Source organism: Agromyces cerinus subsp. cerinus (assembly GCF_900142065.1).
In the GTDB taxonomy this organism is placed as follows: domain Bacteria; phylum Actinomycetota; class Actinomycetes; order Actinomycetales; family Microbacteriaceae; genus Agromyces; species Agromyces cerinus.
In genome coordinates, this window is the sequence record NZ_FSRJ01000004.1 from 313,193 (window position 1) to 331,436 (window position 18,244).

The 18,244-nt window shown below is 69.9% G+C and carries 15 protein-coding genes; 6 read left to right on the forward strand and 9 right to left on the reverse strand.

Going from position 1 to position 18,244, the window contains the following annotated elements:
* Positions 1 to 56: 56 nt before the first annotated feature.
* The 3 genes from BUR99_RS15705 (at position 57) to BUR99_RS15715 (ending at position 2,600) form a co-directional block, all read left to right on the forward strand.
* Positions 57 to 887: an ABC transporter substrate-binding protein gene (locus tag BUR99_RS15705; RefSeq protein ID WP_074261627.1), complete on the forward strand. Its 831-nt coding sequence runs from the start codon at positions 57 to 59 to the stop codon at positions 885 to 887.
* Positions 888 to 963: 76 nt separating this feature from the next.
* A complete protein-coding gene (locus BUR99_RS15710) occupies positions 964 to 1,842 on the forward strand; it encodes an amino acid ABC transporter permease (RefSeq protein WP_074261305.1) in 879 nt (292 codons plus the stop codon).
* Complete coding sequence (locus tag BUR99_RS15715; protein WP_074261306.1) at positions 1,839 to 2,600, forward strand: amino acid ABC transporter ATP-binding protein; 762 nt, start codon at positions 1,839 to 1,841, stop codon at positions 2,598 to 2,600. Before BUR99_RS15710 ends, BUR99_RS15715 begins: the two co-directional genes overlap by 4 nt.
* Before the next feature lie 24 nt (positions 2,601 to 2,624).
* Here BUR99_RS15715 and BUR99_RS15720 read toward each other — a convergent pair whose 3' ends face one another.
* Positions 2,625 to 3,473, reverse strand: coding sequence for an ADP-dependent NAD(P)H-hydrate dehydratase (locus BUR99_RS15720; protein ID WP_074261307.1), 849 nt, complete (start codon positions 3,471 to 3,473; stop codon positions 2,625 to 2,627).
* Between the two features lie 23 nt (positions 3,474 to 3,496).
* Here BUR99_RS15720 and BUR99_RS15725 point away from each other — a divergent pair, with 23 nt between their 5' ends.
* Positions 3,497 to 4,135: an HAD family hydrolase gene (locus BUR99_RS15725; RefSeq protein ID WP_074261308.1), complete on the forward strand. Its 639-nt coding sequence runs from the start codon at positions 3,497 to 3,499 to the stop codon at positions 4,133 to 4,135.
* Positions 4,136 to 4,171: 36 nt separating this feature from the next.
* Here BUR99_RS15725 and BUR99_RS15730 read toward each other — a convergent pair whose 3' ends face one another.
* The 5 genes from BUR99_RS15730 to guaB1 form a co-directional block, all read right to left on the reverse strand.
* Positions 4,172 to 4,546, reverse strand: a complete 375-nt coding sequence (locus BUR99_RS15730) for a VOC family protein (protein ID WP_074261309.1) — start codon at positions 4,544 to 4,546, stop codon at positions 4,172 to 4,174.
* A 124-nt stretch (positions 4,547 to 4,670) separates the two neighbouring features.
* Complete coding sequence (locus BUR99_RS15735) at positions 4,671 to 5,708, reverse strand: hemolysin family protein (RefSeq protein WP_074261310.1); 1,038 nt, start codon at positions 5,706 to 5,708, stop codon at positions 4,671 to 4,673.
* Positions 5,705 to 7,033 carry a hemolysin family protein gene (locus BUR99_RS15740; RefSeq protein ID WP_074261311.1) on the reverse strand — a complete coding sequence of 443 codons (1,329 nt, stop codon included), beginning with the start codon at positions 7,031 to 7,033 and terminating at the stop codon, positions 5,705 to 5,707. Before BUR99_RS15740 ends, BUR99_RS15735 begins: the two co-directional genes overlap by 4 nt.
* Positions 7,034 to 7,575: 542 nt before the next feature.
* Positions 7,576 to 8,010, reverse strand: coding sequence for an ArsR/SmtB family transcription factor (locus BUR99_RS15745; protein WP_074261312.1), 435 nt, complete (start codon positions 8,008 to 8,010; stop codon positions 7,576 to 7,578).
* Positions 8,011 to 8,079: 69 nt separating this feature from the next.
* Entirely contained in the window at positions 8,080 to 9,519 is a 1,440-nt protein-coding gene (guaB1, locus tag BUR99_RS15750; RefSeq protein WP_074261313.1) for a GMP reductase, read from the reverse strand.
* Positions 9,520 to 9,660: 141 nt separating this feature from the next.
* On the opposite strand from guaB1, the gene BUR99_RS15755 reads away from it, so the two are divergent.
* Positions 9,661 to 13,437, forward strand: coding sequence for a multifunctional oxoglutarate decarboxylase/oxoglutarate dehydrogenase thiamine pyrophosphate-binding subunit/dihydrolipoyllysine-residue succinyltransferase subunit (locus BUR99_RS15755; protein ID WP_084184063.1), 3,777 nt, complete (start codon positions 9,661 to 9,663; stop codon positions 13,435 to 13,437).
* A gap of 78 nt (positions 13,438 to 13,515) precedes the next feature.
* Here BUR99_RS15755 and BUR99_RS15760 read toward each other — a convergent pair whose 3' ends face one another.
* The 3 genes from BUR99_RS15760 to BUR99_RS15770 form a co-directional block, all read right to left on the reverse strand.
* A complete protein-coding gene (locus BUR99_RS15760; RefSeq protein WP_074261628.1) occupies positions 13,516 to 15,726 on the reverse strand; it encodes an MMPL family transporter in 2,211 nt (736 codons plus the stop codon).
* Positions 15,727 to 15,822: 96 nt separating this feature from the next.
* The gene (locus BUR99_RS15765) at positions 15,823 to 16,074 is read right to left on the reverse strand and encodes a zf-HC2 domain-containing protein (RefSeq protein WP_074261315.1); all 252 of its coding nucleotides are present in this window, start codon (positions 16,072 to 16,074) and stop codon (positions 15,823 to 15,825) included.
* On the reverse strand, positions 16,071 to 16,748 hold the full coding sequence (locus BUR99_RS15770) for a sigma-70 family RNA polymerase sigma factor (protein WP_074261316.1): 678 nt from the start codon (positions 16,746 to 16,748) through the stop codon (positions 16,071 to 16,073). Before BUR99_RS15770 ends, BUR99_RS15765 begins: the two co-directional genes overlap by 4 nt.
* A gap of 112 nt (positions 16,749 to 16,860) precedes the next feature.
* Between BUR99_RS15770 and aroA the strand changes: the two genes are divergently transcribed.
* Complete coding sequence (gene aroA, locus BUR99_RS15775; protein WP_074261317.1) at positions 16,861 to 18,231, forward strand: 3-phosphoshikimate 1-carboxyvinyltransferase; 1,371 nt, start codon at positions 16,861 to 16,863, stop codon at positions 18,229 to 18,231.
* Positions 18,232 to 18,244 lie beyond the last annotated feature (13 nt).

Here is an 18,244-nt window from a genome sequence, read left to right on the forward strand (position 1 = left end):
CATCCACAGTCGGCGGCATCCGCGATGCTTGGACGAACACCCGTATGGAGGCCACCATGACCCGACGCTCCCGCTCCGCGATCCTCATCGCGGCATCCGCGACCCTCGCACTCGCAGGGTGCGCCGCCGGTGCCGGCGACACCTCGGGCGGCGGCGACTACGTGACCGAGGGCAAGGTCACGATCGCAACGGGCGAGCCAGCGTACTACCCGTGGGTGCTCGACGACGCCCCCGAGTCGGGCGAGGGATTCGAGGCCGCCGTCGCATACGCGGTGGCCGACGAGCTCGGCTTCGCGGCCGACGACGTCGTCTGGGTGCGCTCCACCTTCGAACAGGCCATCGCGCCCGGGCCGAAGGACTTCGACTTCAACCTCCAGCAGTTCTCGATCTCCGACGAGCGCAAGCAGAACGTCGACTTCTCGTCGCCGTACTACGAGACCACGCAGGTCGTCATCACGGTCGACTCCTCGCCGGCGGCCTCCGCCACCTCGATCGCCGACCTGAAGGACCTCCTCGTGGGCGCCCAGACCGGCACGACCAGCCTCGACGCCGTCGAAGAGGTCATCGCCCCGACCGCGGGCGCCCAGGTCTTCAACACCAACGACGACGCGAAGCTCGCCCTGCAGAACGGCACGGTCGACGCGATCGTCGTCGACCTGCCGACCGCGTTCTACCTCACCGGCGTCGAGCTCGACGGCGGCAAGATCGTCGGCCAGCTGCCCGTGACCTCCGGGGGCGGCGACGAGTTCGGGCTCGTGCTCGCCAAGGACTCGCCGCTCACGGCCGAGGTCACCGCGGCCGTCGACGCGCTTCGCGAACGCGGCACGCTCGACGCGCTCGCGGCCGAATGGCTGGGCGGCGAGGGCGGCGCGCCCGTTCTCGAGTAGGACCGATGCTCCCAGCGACGCCGGTGCCCGTGCCGCGGATGCCGCGGCATCCCCTGGCCGCCGGTAGCGTGAGCTCGTGACCGAGACGACCGACGCCCGCGATTCGGCGACCGCGTGGCGGCCGAGCGCCATCGAGCTCGAGCGGCGCGCCTTCCGGAAACGCCAGACCGGTCGCTCGGTGCTCGTGAGCGCCCTCTCGACGATCGTGCTCGCGGGCCTCCTCGCATGGGCGCTCATCGGCTCGCCGGGGTGGGCCCAGGTGCAGCAGACCTTCTTCGACCCGACGGTCGCGCTCGCCTCGCTCCCCCGCATCCTCGAGGGCCTGTGGCTGAACATCCAGGTGCTCGTCGCCGCGAGCATCGGCGTGGTCGTGTTCGCCCTGGTGCTGGCGACGCTCCGCACGCTGCGCGGCCCAGTGTTCTTCCCGCTGCGAGCGCTCGCAGCCGGCTACACCGACCTCTTCCGCGGCGTGCCGCTCATCATCGTGCTCTACCTGATCGGCTACGGCGTGCCGGGGCTCGACTTCTTCCCCCGGATGCCCGTCGCCTTCTGGGGCACGATCGCCCTCATCCTCACCTACTCGGCGTACGTCTCCGAGGTGTTCCGCGCCGGCATCGAGGCAGTGCATCCCTCGCAGCGTCTCGCCGCCCGATCGCTGGGCCTCAGCCACGGGCAGACCATGCGGCGCATCGTGCTGCCGCAGGCGTTCCGCAAGGTGACCCCGGCGCTCATGAACGACTTCGTCGCCATGCAGAAGGATGTGGGGCTGATCTCGGTGCTCGGGGCCGTCGACGCCGTTCGGGCGGCGCAGATCGAGACGGCGCACTACTTCAACTTCACGCCCTACGTCGTGGCGGGCCTCCTCTTCGTGCTGCTCGCCTGGCCGATGATCCGGCTCACCGACTGGGTGTCGGCACGCACGCGGGCACGCGAACAGGTCGGGAGCATCGTATGAGCACGAGATCCGCGTCGGTCGCCGAGCCGGTGCTCCGGCTCCGTGGCGTCCGCCGGGCGTTCGGCGAGCACGTCGTGCTCGACGGCATCGACCTCGACGTCGCGGCCCACGAGGTCGTCGCCCTGGTCGGGGCGAGCGGATCCGGCAAGTCGACGCTGCTCCGCACGATCAACCTCATCGAGCGCATCGACGACGGCGAGATCCTCCTGCGCGGGCAGGACGTCAGCGATCCGCGCGTCGACGCCGACGACGTCCGGGCCCGCATCGGCGTGGTCTTCCAGCACTACAACCTCTTCCCGCACCTCAGCGTGCTCGACAACGTGACACTCGCGTCGCGGCTCGTGCACCGGGTGCCCCGCGCGGAAGCCGAGCGCCAGGGCCTCGAGCTGCTCGCCTCGATCGGGCTCGCCGACTTCGCCCGCGCGTTCCCCGACCGGCTGTCGGGCGGCCAGCAGCAGCGCGCCGCGATCGTGCGCGCGATCGCGACCGGGCCCGAACTGCTCCTGCTCGACGAGGTGACGAGCGCCCTCGACCCCGAGCTCGTCGGAGAGGTGCTCGCCCTCGTGCGCTCGCTCGCCGACGGCGGCACGACGATCGTGATGGCCACCCATGAGATGGCGTTCGCGCGCGAGGTCGCCGATCGCGTGGTATTCCTCGACGCCGGCCGGATCATCGAGGACGCCCCCGCTCGTCAGTTCTTCGAGGCGCCGCGTGAAGAGCGCACCCGGGAGTTCCTCGCGAGGTTCCTCGCCGACTGAGGCCGGGTTCCGCCGACGCTTCCGTCAGTGCGCGAGCAGCGCGCCGATGACCGGCGGGATCGCCTCGGCGATGTCGAGCGCCGTGATCGGCCCGCCGTCGACCGCGGCCGTCGCGCGACTCGCCGCCTCGCCGTGCACCCATGCTGCCGTCGCCGCGAGCGCGGTCAGCACTCCGGCATCGGTCGCGAGCCGCTCGTGGTGCGTGGCGACGAGCGCGCCGAGGATGCCGCCGAGCACGTCGCCCGTGCCGGCGGAGGCCAGCCAGTGCGTCGGCGCCGTGATCGTGGAGCGATCGCCATCGGGGTCGCAGACGTGGGTCACCGCGCCCTTCAGCAGCACGACGACACCGAGCTCCTTCGCCGCCCTGAGCGCCCACTCCGCCGGAGCCGCGCGCACCTGCGCGATGCTCGTGTCGATCTCGCGCGAGGCGAGCAGTGCCGCGAGCTCCCTCGCGTGCGGCGTGATCACCGTCGGCGCCGTGTGCGTGCCGACGAGGTCGAGCGCGCCGGCGTCGAGCACGACCGGCAGCCCGGACGCGAGCGACCCCTGCAGGTCGCCGAGCAGCATGAACGAGCGGCGTCCCATGTCGATGCCGGAGCCGATCAGCCACGCCTGCACGCGGCCGGGGGCGGTGACGGTCTCGGGGCGGCGGGCGAGCACCGCGGTGCGCACGGCACGCGGGCCCGTGTACCGCACCATGCCGAGGCCGGCACGGTGCGCCGCCTCGACGGCCAGCACCGCCGCGCCCGGATACTCCGGCGAGCCCGCCACGATGCCGAGCACGCCGCGCGAGTACTTGTCGTCATCGGCCACCGGCGCGACGATCCATCTCGCCGCATCGGCCGCGGTCCATTCCTGCCAAGACGCATCCATGCTCCAACGATAGGTTGAGGGAGATGACTCCGACACTTCCCGCACCGATCAGCCTCGCCCCGAGCGTCGTCGTCTTCGACTACGGCGAGGTCATCTCCCGCGAGCCGACCGATGCCGATCGTGCCGCCCTCGTCGAACGGGCCGGCGCGACGGCGAACCCCGAACCGTTCTGGGCCTCGTACTGGGCGCACCGCCTCGGCCTCGACCGCGGCACGACCTCGATCGCCGAGTACTGGCAGGCCGTCGCGGCCGACCTCGGCGCCGACTGGAACGTGATCGACCTGCACGAACTCTGGGCGCTCGATCACCGCGGGTGGCTCTCGGTCGATCCCGGCACGCTCGGCGTGCTGCATGCCCTCGCCGCGGGCGGCACGCGCCTCGCCCTCCTCTCGAACGCGGGAGCGGACTTCTCGGGCTGGCTGCGGCACGGCTCCTTCGCGCCGCTCTTCGAGCGCGTCTTCGTGAGCGGGGAACTGGGCCTCGTCAAGCCCGACGCCGCGATCTACGAGCACGTCATCGACGAACTCGGCATCGCGGCATCCGACTTCGTCTTCATCGACAACAAGGCCGAGAACGTCGAGGGCGCGAAGGCCGTCGGCGGCGACGGTCACGTCTTCACGGATGCCTCCGCGCTCGAGGCCTGGCTTCGAGCCCTCGCCTGACCCGCTGCCGGGTCGGCGTGCGCGTCGGCAGCCGGTTCAGGTGCGCTGCCCGATGGCGATGATGTTGCCCTCGCTGTCGGTGAACCACGCCGATCGCTCGCCGTCGAGGTCGGCGATGCCGTCGACGGTCTTCAGCCCGGGCATGTCGTAGTCGGCGAACGCGACGCCGCGCGACCGGAGCTCCGTCATCGCCGCGTCGAGGTCATCGGTGTCGATGCCGAACGCGGTGTTCTGGGCGGTTCCGGCGAACTGCGTCTCGTAGACGAGCACTCGGGCGCCGCCGACCTCGAAGAGCACTCCGGTCTCGTCGGTCATGACCGGGTCGAGGTCGAAGGTGTCCTTCCAGTACCGGACGGCCCGCTCGAGGTCGGAGGCGGGAAGGATCGAATAGGCGCGCGCAGACTCGAACATGACGCAACCTCACTTTCGTGACTCGTGCGGAGTCTACGCGCGCCGACAGGGGTCGGGCAGTCCCCCGTCCGGGCGTGCAACGGCCGCACGGCGCCCGTGGACGGCGGCGCCGCCAGACCGCGGCTCAGCCGCGTCGCGTGGCGTCCTGCACCTCTCCGACGAGCTCCTCGATGATGTCCTCGAGGAAGATGACGCCGGTCGTCGTGCCGTCCTCGTCGAAGGCGCGGGCCACGTGCGTGCCGAGGCGGCGCATCGTCGCCAGCGCGTCCTCGAGGTCGGTGCCCGCGTAGATCGAGACGAGACGGCGCACGCGCTTGGCCGGGATCGGATCGTCGAACTCGTCGTCGTCGAGATCGATCACGTCCTTCAGGTGCACGTAGCCGTCGGGTTCGCCCGACTCGTCGATGATCGGGTACCGCGAGAATCCGCGACGGGCCACTGCGCGCTCGACGTCGGCCGGCGTCGCCGCGGGCGGCAGGCTGACGAGCGCGTCGAGCGGCACCGCCACATCCTGCACCCGCTTGGTCGTGAACTCGAAGGCGGCGGTCAGTCGGCCGCTCGCGTCGTCGAGCACGCCCTCGCGTCGCGACTGGTGCACGATCGTCTGCACCTCTTCGAGCGTGAACGTCGAGTTGGCCTCGCTCTTCGGCTCGACGCCGAACAGTCGGAGCACGCCGTTGGCCGTGGCGTTCAGCGCGACGATGATCGGCTTGAAGATGCGGGCGAGGAAGACGAGCGGGGGCGCCAGGATGAGCACGGCGCGATCGGGCACCGAGAACGACAGGTTCTTCGGCACCATCTCGCCGAACACGACGTGCAGGTACGACACGAGCACGAGCGTGACGATGAACGCGATCGTCGAGACGACCTCCGCCGACCAGCCGGTGAGGTGCAGCGGCACCTCGAGCAGGTGGTGGATCGCGGGCTCCGACACGTTCAGGATCAGCAGCGAGCAGATGGTGATGCCGAGCTGGCTCATCGCGAGCATGAGCGTGGCGTGCTCCATCGCCCAGAGCGCGGTCTTGGCGCTGCGCTTGCCCTGCTCGGCGAGCGGTTCGATCTGCGATCGCCGCGCCGAGATGACCGCGAACTCCGCGCCGACGAAGAAGGCGTTGGCGATGAGCAGCACGATCAGCCAGGCGATGCCGGCCCAGTCGCTCATCGTTCTCCTCCGTCGAGGTCGTCGGCTTCGGGCATCGGGTTCGGCACGAACCGCACGCGGTCGATGCGACGCCCGTCGAGTCGTTGCACGACGAGCGTGCCCTCGTCGATGAGCACCTCGTCGCCGACCGCGGGCAGTCGTCCGAGCTCGGCCATGACGAATCCGGCCACGGTCTCGTAGTCTCCGTTCTCCGGCACGCGGATGCCCGTGCGCTCGAGCAGTTCGTCGGGTCGCAGTATTCCGGGGAAGCTCACGTCGTCGCCGCGCCGCACGATGCCGGCCCGCGTGCGGTCGTGCTCGTCGGAGACCTCGCCGACGAGCTCCTCGACGAGGTCTTCGAGCGTGGCGACCCCCGCCGTGCCGCCGTACTCGTCGACGACGACGGCCATCTGGTACCCGCGACCGCGGAGCTCTTCGAGGAGCGTGTCGAGCTTCATCGTCTCGGGCACGCGGAGCGCGTCGGACTGCAGCGCCGACGCCGGCACCTCCGAGCGCTTCTCGCGCGGCACCGCGACGGCCTGCTTGACGTGCACGAGGCCGACGATGTCATCGAGGTTCTCGTCGTACACGGGAAACCTCGAGTACCCGGTCGTGCGTGCGAGTTCGAGCACGGCCTCGGCCGGCTCCTGGCGCTGCACCGACGCGACCCTCGGGCGCGGGGTCATGACGTCCGACGCGTCGTGATCGGCGAAGCGCAGGGTGCGGCCGAGCAGGGTCGCGGTGTCCTGCTCGAGCATTCCGGCACTCGCCGAGCGTCGCACGAGCGACGAGAGCTCCTCGGCCGAGCGGGCGCCGGAGAGCTCTTCCTTCGGCTCGATGCCGACGGCGCGGAGCAGCCCGTTGGCGCTGCCGTTGAGCACCGTGATCGCGGGCCGGAACACCCAGGTGAAGGCCGTCTGGAACGGCATCACGAACTTCGCCGTCGCGAGCGGGAGGGCGAGCGCGAAGTTCTTCGGCACGAGTTCGCCGAGCACCATCGACAGCAGCGTGGCGACGACGATCGCGGTGATCGTGCCGATGGGGCGAACGAATGCCTCGGAAAGCCCCATCGCGGTCAGCGGCCCTGCAAGGAGCGACGAGATCGCCGGCTCCATCGTGTATCCGGTGAGCAGCGTGGTCAGCGTGATTCCGAGCTGGGCGCTCGACAGGTGCGTCGAGGTGATCTTCAGCGCCGAGATGGTGAGCGCGAGCTTCGTCTCACCTCTCGCGCGCCGAGCCTCGAGATCGGCTCGATCGAGATTGACGAGCGCGAACTCACTGGCGACGAACAAGCCCGTGCCGATCGTGAGGAGGAGTCCGATGCCGAGGAGGATCCACTCAGACATCGCCACCTCCGCGAGCAGTCACGGGCGGGGGTCTATGACCGGGGGCAGTGGCAGAGGGAGGATCGTCCATTGTCGCCTCAGTATATCGGCGCGCACTGCGCGATCCCCCAGCTGTAACCGGAGCGTCACACACCCTCAGGCAACCCCACCGCACAGCGCACAAACCGCCCTCCACCGCACAGCACCGCACCGCACCGCACAGCACCGCACCGCACCGCACCGCACCGCACCGCACCGCACCGCACCGCACCGCACCGCACATGATTGTGGGGGCGCGCTCTGGCCGAGCATTCCCTCGCACCGAACAACTTCCCGAATCGTCGTGTGAGCGTTGCCTCTCGTGAGGCGGCACTCACACGACGAGTGACACGAGCGAGGCGAAGCGAAGGGAAGCAAGGCGAGGCGAAGGGAAGCAAGGCGAAGCAAAGCGAGGGATGGCAGGCACGGAACGGCGATCGCAGATGTCGGATGCCGCTTCGAGCGACGTGGTTCCGTCCGCAGCTCGACGACGCAGCAGCTCAGCAGCGCGGCGACTCAGCAGCTCAATGCGAGGGCTCCCCCGCGCCGTCGCCGCCCCATTCCCCCATCGACCGCACGCGACGGCGTATGGCCGCGTCTTCCCAGCGGTGGAGGCGCGCCCGCGTCCGCGGCGGGTCGACCAGCGGTGCCCGGCGCTGAGCAGTGCCGTAGCGGTGATCCCAGAGCTCGAAGAGCTCGCAGACGGCGTCGTCGAGCTGCATCAGGAACTCGGGATCGAGGAAGTACCGTCTGGCCCTCGGCTCGGCGGGGTCGACTTCCGACCAGACCACGCCTCGGTCTCGCAGCGCCGCCAGATGGTGTGAGACCGCGGTCCGCGAGACCCCGGCTTCGACAGTCACGACGTCGCAGAGCTCACCGGCCGTGTGATCGCCCACTGCCAGCACCTCGATGATGCGCCGACGAATCGGCTGAGCCACGATCTCGAACGCGTGCGTCATGGCACCGCAGCGTATTCGCACCGGTGGTGCGCACACCGTCGCCATCCACAGCCCCGCGCACGACGAAGTTCACCAGCTGACGGGCAGCGCCTTGCCCTCCTCGTAGCCTGCGGCCGACTGGATGCCGACGAGCGCCCGGTCGCGGAACTCCTCGAGCGTGCGCGCACCTGCGTAGGTGAAGGAGCTGCGCACCCCCGAGGTGATCATGTCGAGCAGGTCCTCGATCGAGGGCCGCAGCGGATCGAGCGAGATCGCCGACGAGGAGATGCCCTCGGCGAACAGCTCCTTGCGCGCGAGCTCGTAGGGCGAGAGGCGATCGAATCGCTCGCGCACGGCCTTCGTCGAGGCCATGCCCCAGCTCTCCTTGTAGAGGCGACCGGATGCATCGTGCCGCAGCAGTCCCGGCGCCTCGATCGTGCCCGCGAACCACGACCCGATCATGACCGAAGCCGCTCCAGCGGCGAGCGCGAGCGCGACGTCGCGCGGGTAGCGCACGCCGCCGTCCGCCCAGACGGATGCACCGAGCTCGCGAGCGGCCTCGGCCGTCTCGAGCACTGCGGAGAACTGCGGGCGACCGACCGCCGTCATCATGCGGGTCGTGCACATGGCGCCGGGCCCGACCCCCACCTTCAGCACGTCGGCACCGGCGTCGACGAGGTCGGCGACCGCGTCGGCGGTCACGATGTTGCCGGCGACGATCGGAATGTCGAGGCCGAGGTCGCGCACGATCGACACGGCCCGGAGCATGCCCTCCTGATGTCCGTGAGCGGTGTCGATGACGAGCATGTCGACCCCCGCTGCCGCGAGCGCGGTCGCCTTCGCCGCGACGTCCCCGTTGATGCCGATCGCCGAGGCGACGCGGAGCCGCCCGTCGGCGTCGACGTTCGGCTCGTAGATCGTGCCGCGCAGCGCACTGCGGCGGCTGAGCGTGCCGATGACGCGCCCGTGCTCGACGACCGGGGCGAACTCGAGGTCGGCCTCGACCATCAGGTCGAATGCGCGGCGCGGCGTGGACACGTCGTCGGCGTCGAGGGAGGCGATGCCGCCGTGCACGAGGTCGCCGAGGCGCGCGTCGGGCAGTGCCGTCGCAAGACGATCGGCGGGGATGCATCCGACGTACTCGCCACTGGAGTCGTGCAGCACGATGCCGTGGCCCGCGATCGGCGGCAGCACCTCGAGTGCGTCGGCGGTCGTGGCATCCGGACTGAAGTCGTGCGGGGTGTCGAATCGAGGGGACTGCGCCTTGACCGTGCGGATCGCGTCGTCGAGATCCTGCAGGTGGAGGTCTTGCGGCAGCACCCCGAGCCCGCCGCGGCGGGCGAGGGTCGCGGCCAGTCGCGGGCCCGTGATCGAGTTCATGTTCGCCGAGACGAGCGGGATGGAGGCGCCCGACCCGTCATCGGGTGCGAGCGAGACGTCGAGACGGCTCGTGACGGCGGAACGACTCGGTACGAGGAACACGTCCGAGTAGGTGAGGTCGTGGCTGGGTGTCGTCCGGTAGAACTCCATGCCGCCACGCTACCGCCGCGCCGTGCTCGCAGCCCCATTCAGGGGATTAGGCTGGGAGACGGTGATTCGTCATGCCCGCGCGTATGGCGAGACCGCGAAGCAGGTAATTCCAGCATCAATGGAGAGAGTGGGCGAGAGGCTGTGTCGAGCCAATTGACCGGGTCGGGATCCGACGAGACGACGTCGGGCGAATACGGAGCCAACGAATGGCTCGTCGACGAGATGTACGAGAAGTTCCTCGTCGATCCCCAATCGGTCGACAAGACCTGGTGGCCGGTGCTCGAGCACTACCGCCAGGTGAAGACCGAGGGCGCAGACCCATCGACCCCCGCACCTGCGGCGGATACCGCCGCACCGGCTTCGGCGCCGGTGCCTGACGCGGCCCCGGCGGCGCCGGCGGCCCCCACGGCGACCACGGCCCCCGCACCGGCCGCGGAGCCGTCCACGGCACCCGTACCCGTCATCGGGCAGACGCCTGCCGCGCGCACGACGTCGGTCGCTCCGCGCACGCAGCCCGTACCGGCCGACGTGCCCGTCACGAGCCCGCAGCCCATCGTCGCCGACGCCCCGAAGGAAGACGAGGTCGTCACCCTCAAGGGCATGCCGAAGTCGCTCGCGGCGAACATGGACGCCTCGCTCACCGTGCCGACCGCGACGAGCGTCCGCACGATCCCGGCGAAGCTCATGATCGACAACCGCATCGTGATCAACAACCACCTGCGGCGCTCCCGCGGCGGCAAGATCTCGTTCACCCACCTCATCGGCTGGGCGCTCATCCAGGCGCTCAAGGAGTTCCCGAGCCAGAACGTCTTCTACGCCGAGCTCGACGGCAAGCCGAGCCTCGTCAAGCCCGCGCACATCGGCCTCGGCATCGCGATCGACATCCCGAAGCCCGACGGCACCCGTGCGCTGCTCGTGCCCGCGATCAAGCGCGCCGAGACGATGACGTTCAACGAGTACCTCGCGGCCTACGAAGACCTCGTGCAGCGTGCCCGCCAGAACAAGCTCAAGGCCGACGATTTCGCCGGCGCCACGGTCTCGCTCACCAACCCGGGCGGCATCGGCACCGTGCACTCGGTGCCCCGCCTCATGAAGGGCCAGGGCTGCATCATCGGCGCCGGCGCCCTCGAGTACCCCGCCGAATTCCAGGGCGCGTCCGAGAAGACGCTCGCGCACCTCGCGATCGGCAAGACGATCACGCTGACCTCGACGTACGATCACCGGGTCATCCAGGGCGCGGGCTCGGGCGAGTTCCTGAAGAAGGTGCACGAGCTCCTCCTCGGCCAGCGCGGCTTCTACGAGAACCTCTTCGCCGCGCTCCGCCTCCCCTACGAGCCGATCCGCTGGGCGCCCGACATCTCGGTCGACATCGCGAGCGCGATCGACAAGACCGCCCGCGTGCAGGAGCTCATCAACGCCTTCCGCGTGCGCGGCCACCTGATGGCCGACATCGACCCGCTCGAGTACGTGCAGCGCTCCCACCCCGACCTCGACATCGCGAGCCACGGCCTGACCTTCTGGGACCTCGACCGCGAGTTCGTCACCGGCGGCTTCGGCGACAAGCGCACCGCGCAGCTCCGCGACATCCTCGGCGTGCTCCGCGACTCGTACTGCCGCACCATCGGCATCGAGTACATGCACATCCAGGACCCCGTGCAGCGCAAGTGGATCCAGAACGAGGTCGAGCGCAGCTACGAGAAGCCGACGCACGACGAGCAGATGCGCATCCTCGGCAAGCTCAACGAGGCCGAGGCGTTCGAGACCTTCCTGCAGACGAAGTACGTCGGCCAGAAGCGCTTCAGCCTCGAGGGCGGCGAGTCCGTCATCCCGCTGCTCGACGAGATCCTGCAGGGCGCCGCGAAGGAGGGCCTCGACGAGGTCGCCATCGGCATGGCGCACCGCGGCCGCCTGAACGTGCTCACGAACATCGCCGGCAAGACGTACGGCCAGGTGTTCCGCGAGTTCGAGGGCACCCAGCAGTCGAAGGGCTTCTCGGGCTCCGGCGACGTCAAGTACCACCTCGGCACCCAGGGCACCTTCACCGCCGACGACGGGCACCAGATCCCCGTCTCGCTCGCGGCGAACCCCTCGCACCTCGAGGCGGTCGACGGCGTGCTCGAGGGCATCGTGCGCGCCAAGCAAGACAGGAAGCCGATCGGCACGTTCTCGACGCTGCCGATCCTCGTGCACGGCGACGCGGCGATGGCCGGTCAGGGCGTCGTGCTCGAGACCATGCAGATGTCGCAGCTCCGCGGCTACCGCACGGGCGGCACGATCCACGTCAACATCAACAACCAGGTCGGCTTCACGACGGTGCCGGGCGACGCCCGCTCCTCGATCTACTCGACGGATGTCGCGAAGACCATCCAGGCGCCGATCTTCCACGTGAACGGCGACGACCCCGAAGCCGTCGTGCGCGTGGCCGAGCTCGCCTTCCGCTACCGCCAGGAGTTCAAGCGCGACGTCGTCATCGACCTCGTCTGCTTCCGTCGGCGCGGCCACAACGAGGGCGACGACCCCTCGATGACCCAGCCCCTCATGTACAACCTCATCGAGGCGAAGCGCTCGGTGCGCAAGCTCTACACCGAGGCCCTCGTCGGCCGCGGCGACATCACCGAGGTGGAGTACGAGGAGGCGCACCGCGACTTCCAGGACCGCCTGGAGCGCGCATTCGCCGAGACGCACGCCGCGCAGACCGGGGCCATCCCGATCATCGGGGCGACCGAGTCGGCCAAGCCCGAGGAACCCGTCGCAGGCGAGCTCGAGACCACGGGCGTCTCGACCGAGGTCGTGCACGCCATCGGCGACGCGTTCAACAACAAGCCGTCGGGCTTCACGGTGCACCCGAAGATCCAGCAGCTCCTGACGAAGCGCCTCGACATGAGCCGCAACGGCAAGGTCGACTGGGGCTTCGGCGAACTGCTGGCCCTCGGCTCGCTCCTCCTCGAGGGCACCCCGGTGCGCTTCGCAGGCCAGGACGCCCGCCGCGGCACGTTCGTGCAGCGCCACGCCGTGCTGCACGACCGGGTGAACGGCCAGGAGTGGCTGCCGCTGCAGAATCTGTCCGAGAACCAGGCTCGCTTCTGGATCTACGACTCGCTGCTCTCCGAGTACGCGGCGATGGGCTTCGAGTACGGATACTCCGTCGAGCGTGCCGACGCCCTCGTCATGTGGGAGGCGCAGTTCGGCGACTTCGCGAACGGCGCGCAGACCATCATCGACGAGTTCATCTCCTCGGCCGAGCAGAAGTGGGGCCAGCGCTCGAGCGTCGTGCTCCTGCTCCCGCACGGCTACGAGGGTCAGGGCCCCGACCACTCGAGCGCCCGCATCGAGCGGTACCTGCAGCTCTGCGCCGAGAACAACATGACCGTCGCGCGTCCTTCGACGCCCGCGTCGTACTTCCACCTGCTGCGCCGCCAGGCGTACGCGCGCCCGCGCCGCCCCCTGATCGTGTTCACCCCGAAGGCGATGCTTCGCCTCCGCGGCGCCACGAGCGAGGTCGCCGACTTCACGAGCGGCCGATTCGAACCGGTCATCGACGACGCCCGCATCGCCGACAAGGCCGCCGTCAAGCGCGTCGTGTTCGTCTCGGGCAAGATCTACTACGACCTGATCACCGAGCTCGAGAAGCAGCAGAACACCGAGGTCGCGGTCGTGCGCCTCGAGCAGCTCTACCCGCTGCCCGCCGGCGAGCTCAAGGCCGTCGCCGATTCGTACCCGAACGCCGAGCTGATGTGGGCTCAAGACGAGCCCGAGAACCAGGGCGCCTGGCCCTACTTCATCATCGAGACGAACAAGCTCGGCGACCGCGCGGTGCGCGTCGTCGCGCGAACGGCTGCGGCGTCGCCCGCCACCGGTTCCGCGAAGCGGCACGCCGCCGAGCAGGCCGAGCTGGTGCGAACCGCGACCACGCTCTAGCGCGGCAACGACACGAGACGAACGAACGAAGCGAGCGGATGCCCCGGGGCATCCGCTCGCTTCGTCGTTTCCGCCTGCTCAGGCCTTGCCGCGCCCGAGCCGGCTCGGCCACCAGATGGCGCGCCCGATGTCGTACGCGAGCGCCGGCACCAGGAGCGTGCGCACGAGGAACGTGTCGAGCAGCACCCCGAAGGCGACGATGAACGAGATCTGCGCGAGGAACAGGATCGGCAGCACGCCGAGCGCCGCGAACGTCGCGGCGAGCACGAGCCCTGCGGAGGTGATCACGCCGCCGGTGAGCCGCACACCCCGGATGATGCCGGAGCGCGTGCCGAACCGAAGCGACTCCTCGCGCACCCGGGTCATCAGGAAGATGTTGTAGTCGACGCCGAGGGCCACGAGGAACACGAACCCGAAGAGCGGCACGGACGGGTCCGCCCCGGGGAAGTGGAACACGTGCTCGAAGACCAGAGCGGAGACGCCGAGCGCCGCGGCGAACGAGAGCACCACGCTGCCGATCAGGATGAGCGGCGCCACGATGGATCGGAGCAGGAGCATCAGGATCACGAGGATCGCGGCGAGCACGAGCGGGATCACGAGGGTGCGGTCGGCGATCGCCGCCGCGTTCGTGTCGAGTGCGACCGCGGTCTGGCCGCCGACGAGCACGTCGGTGCCGACCTCGTCGAGGTTGGAGCGGAGCTGCTCGACGGTCGCCTCGGCCTCGAGCGAGTCCGACGGATCCGTGAGCGTGACCTGCAGCTGCACCTCGCCGTCGACGACGGTCGGGGCGGGCGCGGGCGTGCCGGGCGGGCCGAATGCCTGGATGCCGTCGCCCGTCACCGGGGCCGTCCCTGCGGGCGACTCCGCGCTCACCACGGCGACCGAGTCGACGCCCGCCGTGTCGAGCGCGACATCCGCGATCTGCTGCAGCTCGTCCTCCGGGCCGATGACGACCGCAGGGGTGCCCGATCCCGCCGGGAAATGCTCGCCGAGCATCGCCTGGCCGTCGCGCGCCTGCGACTCGCCCAGCACGAACTCGCTCGAGGCGACGCCGTCGGCGTCGAGCTGCGCGAGCCCGAGCGACATGCCACCGAGCGCAAGCACCGACACGATCCAGACGGTGCGCGGACGCTTCGAGACGAGTCGACCGACGCCCGCCCAGATGCCTCGATCGGGCAGGTCCGCCTCATCGGGCGCCGACGCGTCGATGACGCCTGCGGCGTGACGGGCGTGCGGCTCGCCCGCGTCGCCGAGGTGGGCGACCTTCCGCGGCCAGAAGGCGGCGCGTCCCGCCCAGAGGAGCAGCGCGGGCAGGAGGGTCAGCGCGGCGAGCACGGCGAAGACGATGCCGATCGCCGCGACCGGGCCGAGCACCTTGTTCGAGGTCAACTCGCTCACGAGCAGGATGAGGAGCCCGACGATGACAGTGCCGCCTGAGGCCACGATCGGCTCCCACGAGCCCTTCAGTGCCGCCCAGGTGGCGTCCCACTTGCGCTCGTGGTGTGCGAGTGTCTCGCGATAGCGCGAGATGTAGAGCAGCGCGTAGTCGGTGGCCGCACCGATCACGAGGATGAACAGGATGCCCTGCGTCTGCCCCGAGAGCAGGAGGATGTCGGCGCGTGCGAGCGCCACGACCGTGAACACCGAGGCGCAGAGCGCCGTGAGGCTCGTGAAGAGCACGATGAACGGGAGCAGGGGCGAGCGGTACACCACGATGAGGATGAGGAAGACCGCGGCGAGTGCGACGGCGAGCAGGAGTCCGTCGATCCCCTTGAACGCTGCCGAGAGGTCGGCGGTGAAGCCCGCGGGTCCGGTGACGGCGGCCGTCGTGCCGTCGACGGGGTGCTCCGTCAGCACGGCGCGCACCTCCGCGACGATCTCGGCCGGCTTCTCGCCGCCCTCCACCTTCTCGATCGGCAGGATCATCTGCACGGCGACGCCGTCGTCCGACGGCAGCACGGGCGACGCCCCTTCGGCGTTCACACCGTCGACCGCGAGCAGTTCGTCCCTGAGGTCGTCGATCGCCGCGAGCTGGTCCTCGTCGAGCTCCTCGTCGCCGGAGATCACGACGATCGCCGGGATGTCGTCGGAGTCGCGGAAGCCCTCCTGCAGCTCGGTCACCTCGGTGGCCTCGGCCGACGCGGGCAGGAACTGGGCCTGATCGTTCGTCGACACGTCGCTCAGCGAACCGAACGCGGCACCTCCGGCACCGAACAGTGCGAACCAGATCAGGATCAGGGCGGCGGGAATGGTGACGCGCAGCCACGTGGGCACGCGCCGTTTCGGCATTCGGTCGGAGTCGTCGATCACATCGTCGACGCTACGGCTCGAGCCTCATCGCCCGCATCGAACGAACGATTGAGTGATGGACGCGGAGCGTTCCGATCAGGCGACGGTGTGCGTCGACTGGTACAGCCGGATCTGGGTGAGCACCTGCACCCGAAGCTGCTCGGGCGCGCTCTCGCGGCATGCACGCTGCACGACCTCGGTGATCGCCACGCCCACGCGCAGCTCCGCCTGGCAGTCGGCGCAGTTCGCGACGTGCTCGCGGATGTCGGATGCATCCGCAGCACGCAGCTCGTTGTGCAGGTACTCCTCGAGTTCGGCCCTGGCCTTGTCGCAGCCGCAGTCGGTCATTTCTTGCTCCTGGTGGGTTTGGCCGCCTTCTCGCCCGCGGCGAATCCCTGTTCGCGGGCGTAGTCGGCGAGGGACTCGCGGAGCAGGCGCCTGCCACGGTGCAGGCGGCTCATCACGGTCCCGATGGGGGTGTTCATCATGTCGGCGATCTCCTGGTAGGAGAAGCCTTCGACGTCGGCGAAGTACACGGCGAGACGGAAGTCCTCGGGCAGGGCCTGCAGCGCGTCCTTCACGGCGCTGTCGGGCAGGTGATCGATCGCCTCGGCCTCGGCCGAGCGGCTCGCCCTCGCCGTGGTCGACTCGGCACCGCCGAGCTGCCAGTCCTCGAGGTCGTCGATCGTGCCCTGATAGGGCTCTCGCTGCTTCTTGCGGTAGCTGTTGATGAATGTGTTCGTGAGAATGCGGTACAGCCACGCCTTGAGGTTGGTGCCCTGCGTGAACTGCCCGAACGCGGCGAACGCCTTGACGAACGTCTCCTGCACGAGGTCTTGCGCATCGGCCGGATTCTTCGTCATCCGGAGCGCGGCGGCGTAGAGCTGGTCGATGAACGGCAGCGCCTGTTCTTCGAAGAGCTCGCTCAGCGGCCGCGCCGCCTCCTCGACTTCGGAGGCCTCGGCCTCGGAGTCGGCGGCCACGGGGTCGTTCGGCGTCGCGTCGATCTGATCGGCAGTCATCACCGGCCATCCTAGATCGTCGACCCCGACGGCCACTGGGCGTTCGAGCACTCCCATCGACATGCGCAACACCGACTCCTTCCGCGTTTCCGGACGCTACTGTTGATAACCGATGCTGATTTCGAAGTATTCCGAGCCTGAGTTCGATCCGTACGGCGACGCCAGAGAGACCGAGACGGATGAAGGCTGGCGCGCGCCGGTCGCCGTGACCCCGCTCTCCGCGACCATGGGTCTGCCCGGCTCGAAATCGCTCACGAACCGGGAGCTCGTGCTGGCGGCGCTCGCCGACGGACCGTCGACGCTGCGCGCCCCGCTCTGGTCGCGCGACAGCGAGCTCATGATCGAGGGCCTGCGCTCCCTCGGCACCGGGTTCGAGCGGGTGCCGGGTCACGGCGGGTTCGGCGACGACCTCCGAGTCACCCCTGCCGAGGAGCTGCTCGGCTCGACGACGATCGACTGCGGGCTCGCCGGCACGGTCATGCGGTTCCTGCCGCCGGTCGCCGCGCTCGCGCTCGGCCCCACGATGTTCGACGGCGACGAACACGCGCGCAAGCGCCCGATGTCCGGGGTGATCGACGGTCTCCGCGCCCTCGGCGTCGACCTCGCCGACGACCGGCGCGGCACGCTGCCGTTCACCGTGCACGGCACCGGCGCGGTCGGCGGCGGCGCGCTCGAGATCGACGCATCGGCATCGAGCCAGTTCGTATCGGCACTGCTGCTGTCGGCCCCGCGATTCGAGCGCGGGCTCGACCTTCGTCACTCGGGCGAGCGGCTGCCGAGCCTGCCGCACATCGAGATGACGATCGAGACCCTTCGCGCCCGCGGCGTCGAGGTGACGAGCCCCGAGCCCGGTCGTTGGACGGTCGCACCCGGCCCCATCCGCGCGATCGACGTCGACATCGAGCCCGACCTGTCCAACGCCGCGCCGTTCCTCGTCGCGGCGCTCGTCGCCGGCGGCTCCGTCACCATCACGGGGTGGCCCGCCGAGACGACGCAGGTCGGCGCGCAGCTCGCGCAGCTCCTGCCGCAGTTCGGCGCCCGCGTCGTGGTCGAAGGCGACCGGCTCACGGTGCACGCACCCGAACGGGGCGAGGGCGGACGCCGAGGCATCCGCGGTGTCGACCTCGATCTCTCCGAAGCCGGCGAACTCGCGCCCAACCTCGTCGCACTCGCCGCCCTCGCCGACGAACCGTCGACGATCACGGGCATCGGCCACATCCGACACCACGAGACCGACCGTCTCGCCGCACTCACGGCCGAGATCAACGGTCTCGGGGGCGCGGTCACCGAGCTCGACGACGGCCTGCGCATCGATCCGGCACCGCTCCACGGCGGGCCATGGCGCGCCTACGCCGATCACCGCATGGCCACGAGCGGGGCCATCATCGGTCTCGCCGTGCCCGGCGTCGTCGTCGACGACATCGCGTCGACCGGCAAGACCCTCCCCCAGTTCACCGCGCTCTGGGAGCAGATGCTGGCATGACCTGCAGGAGCAC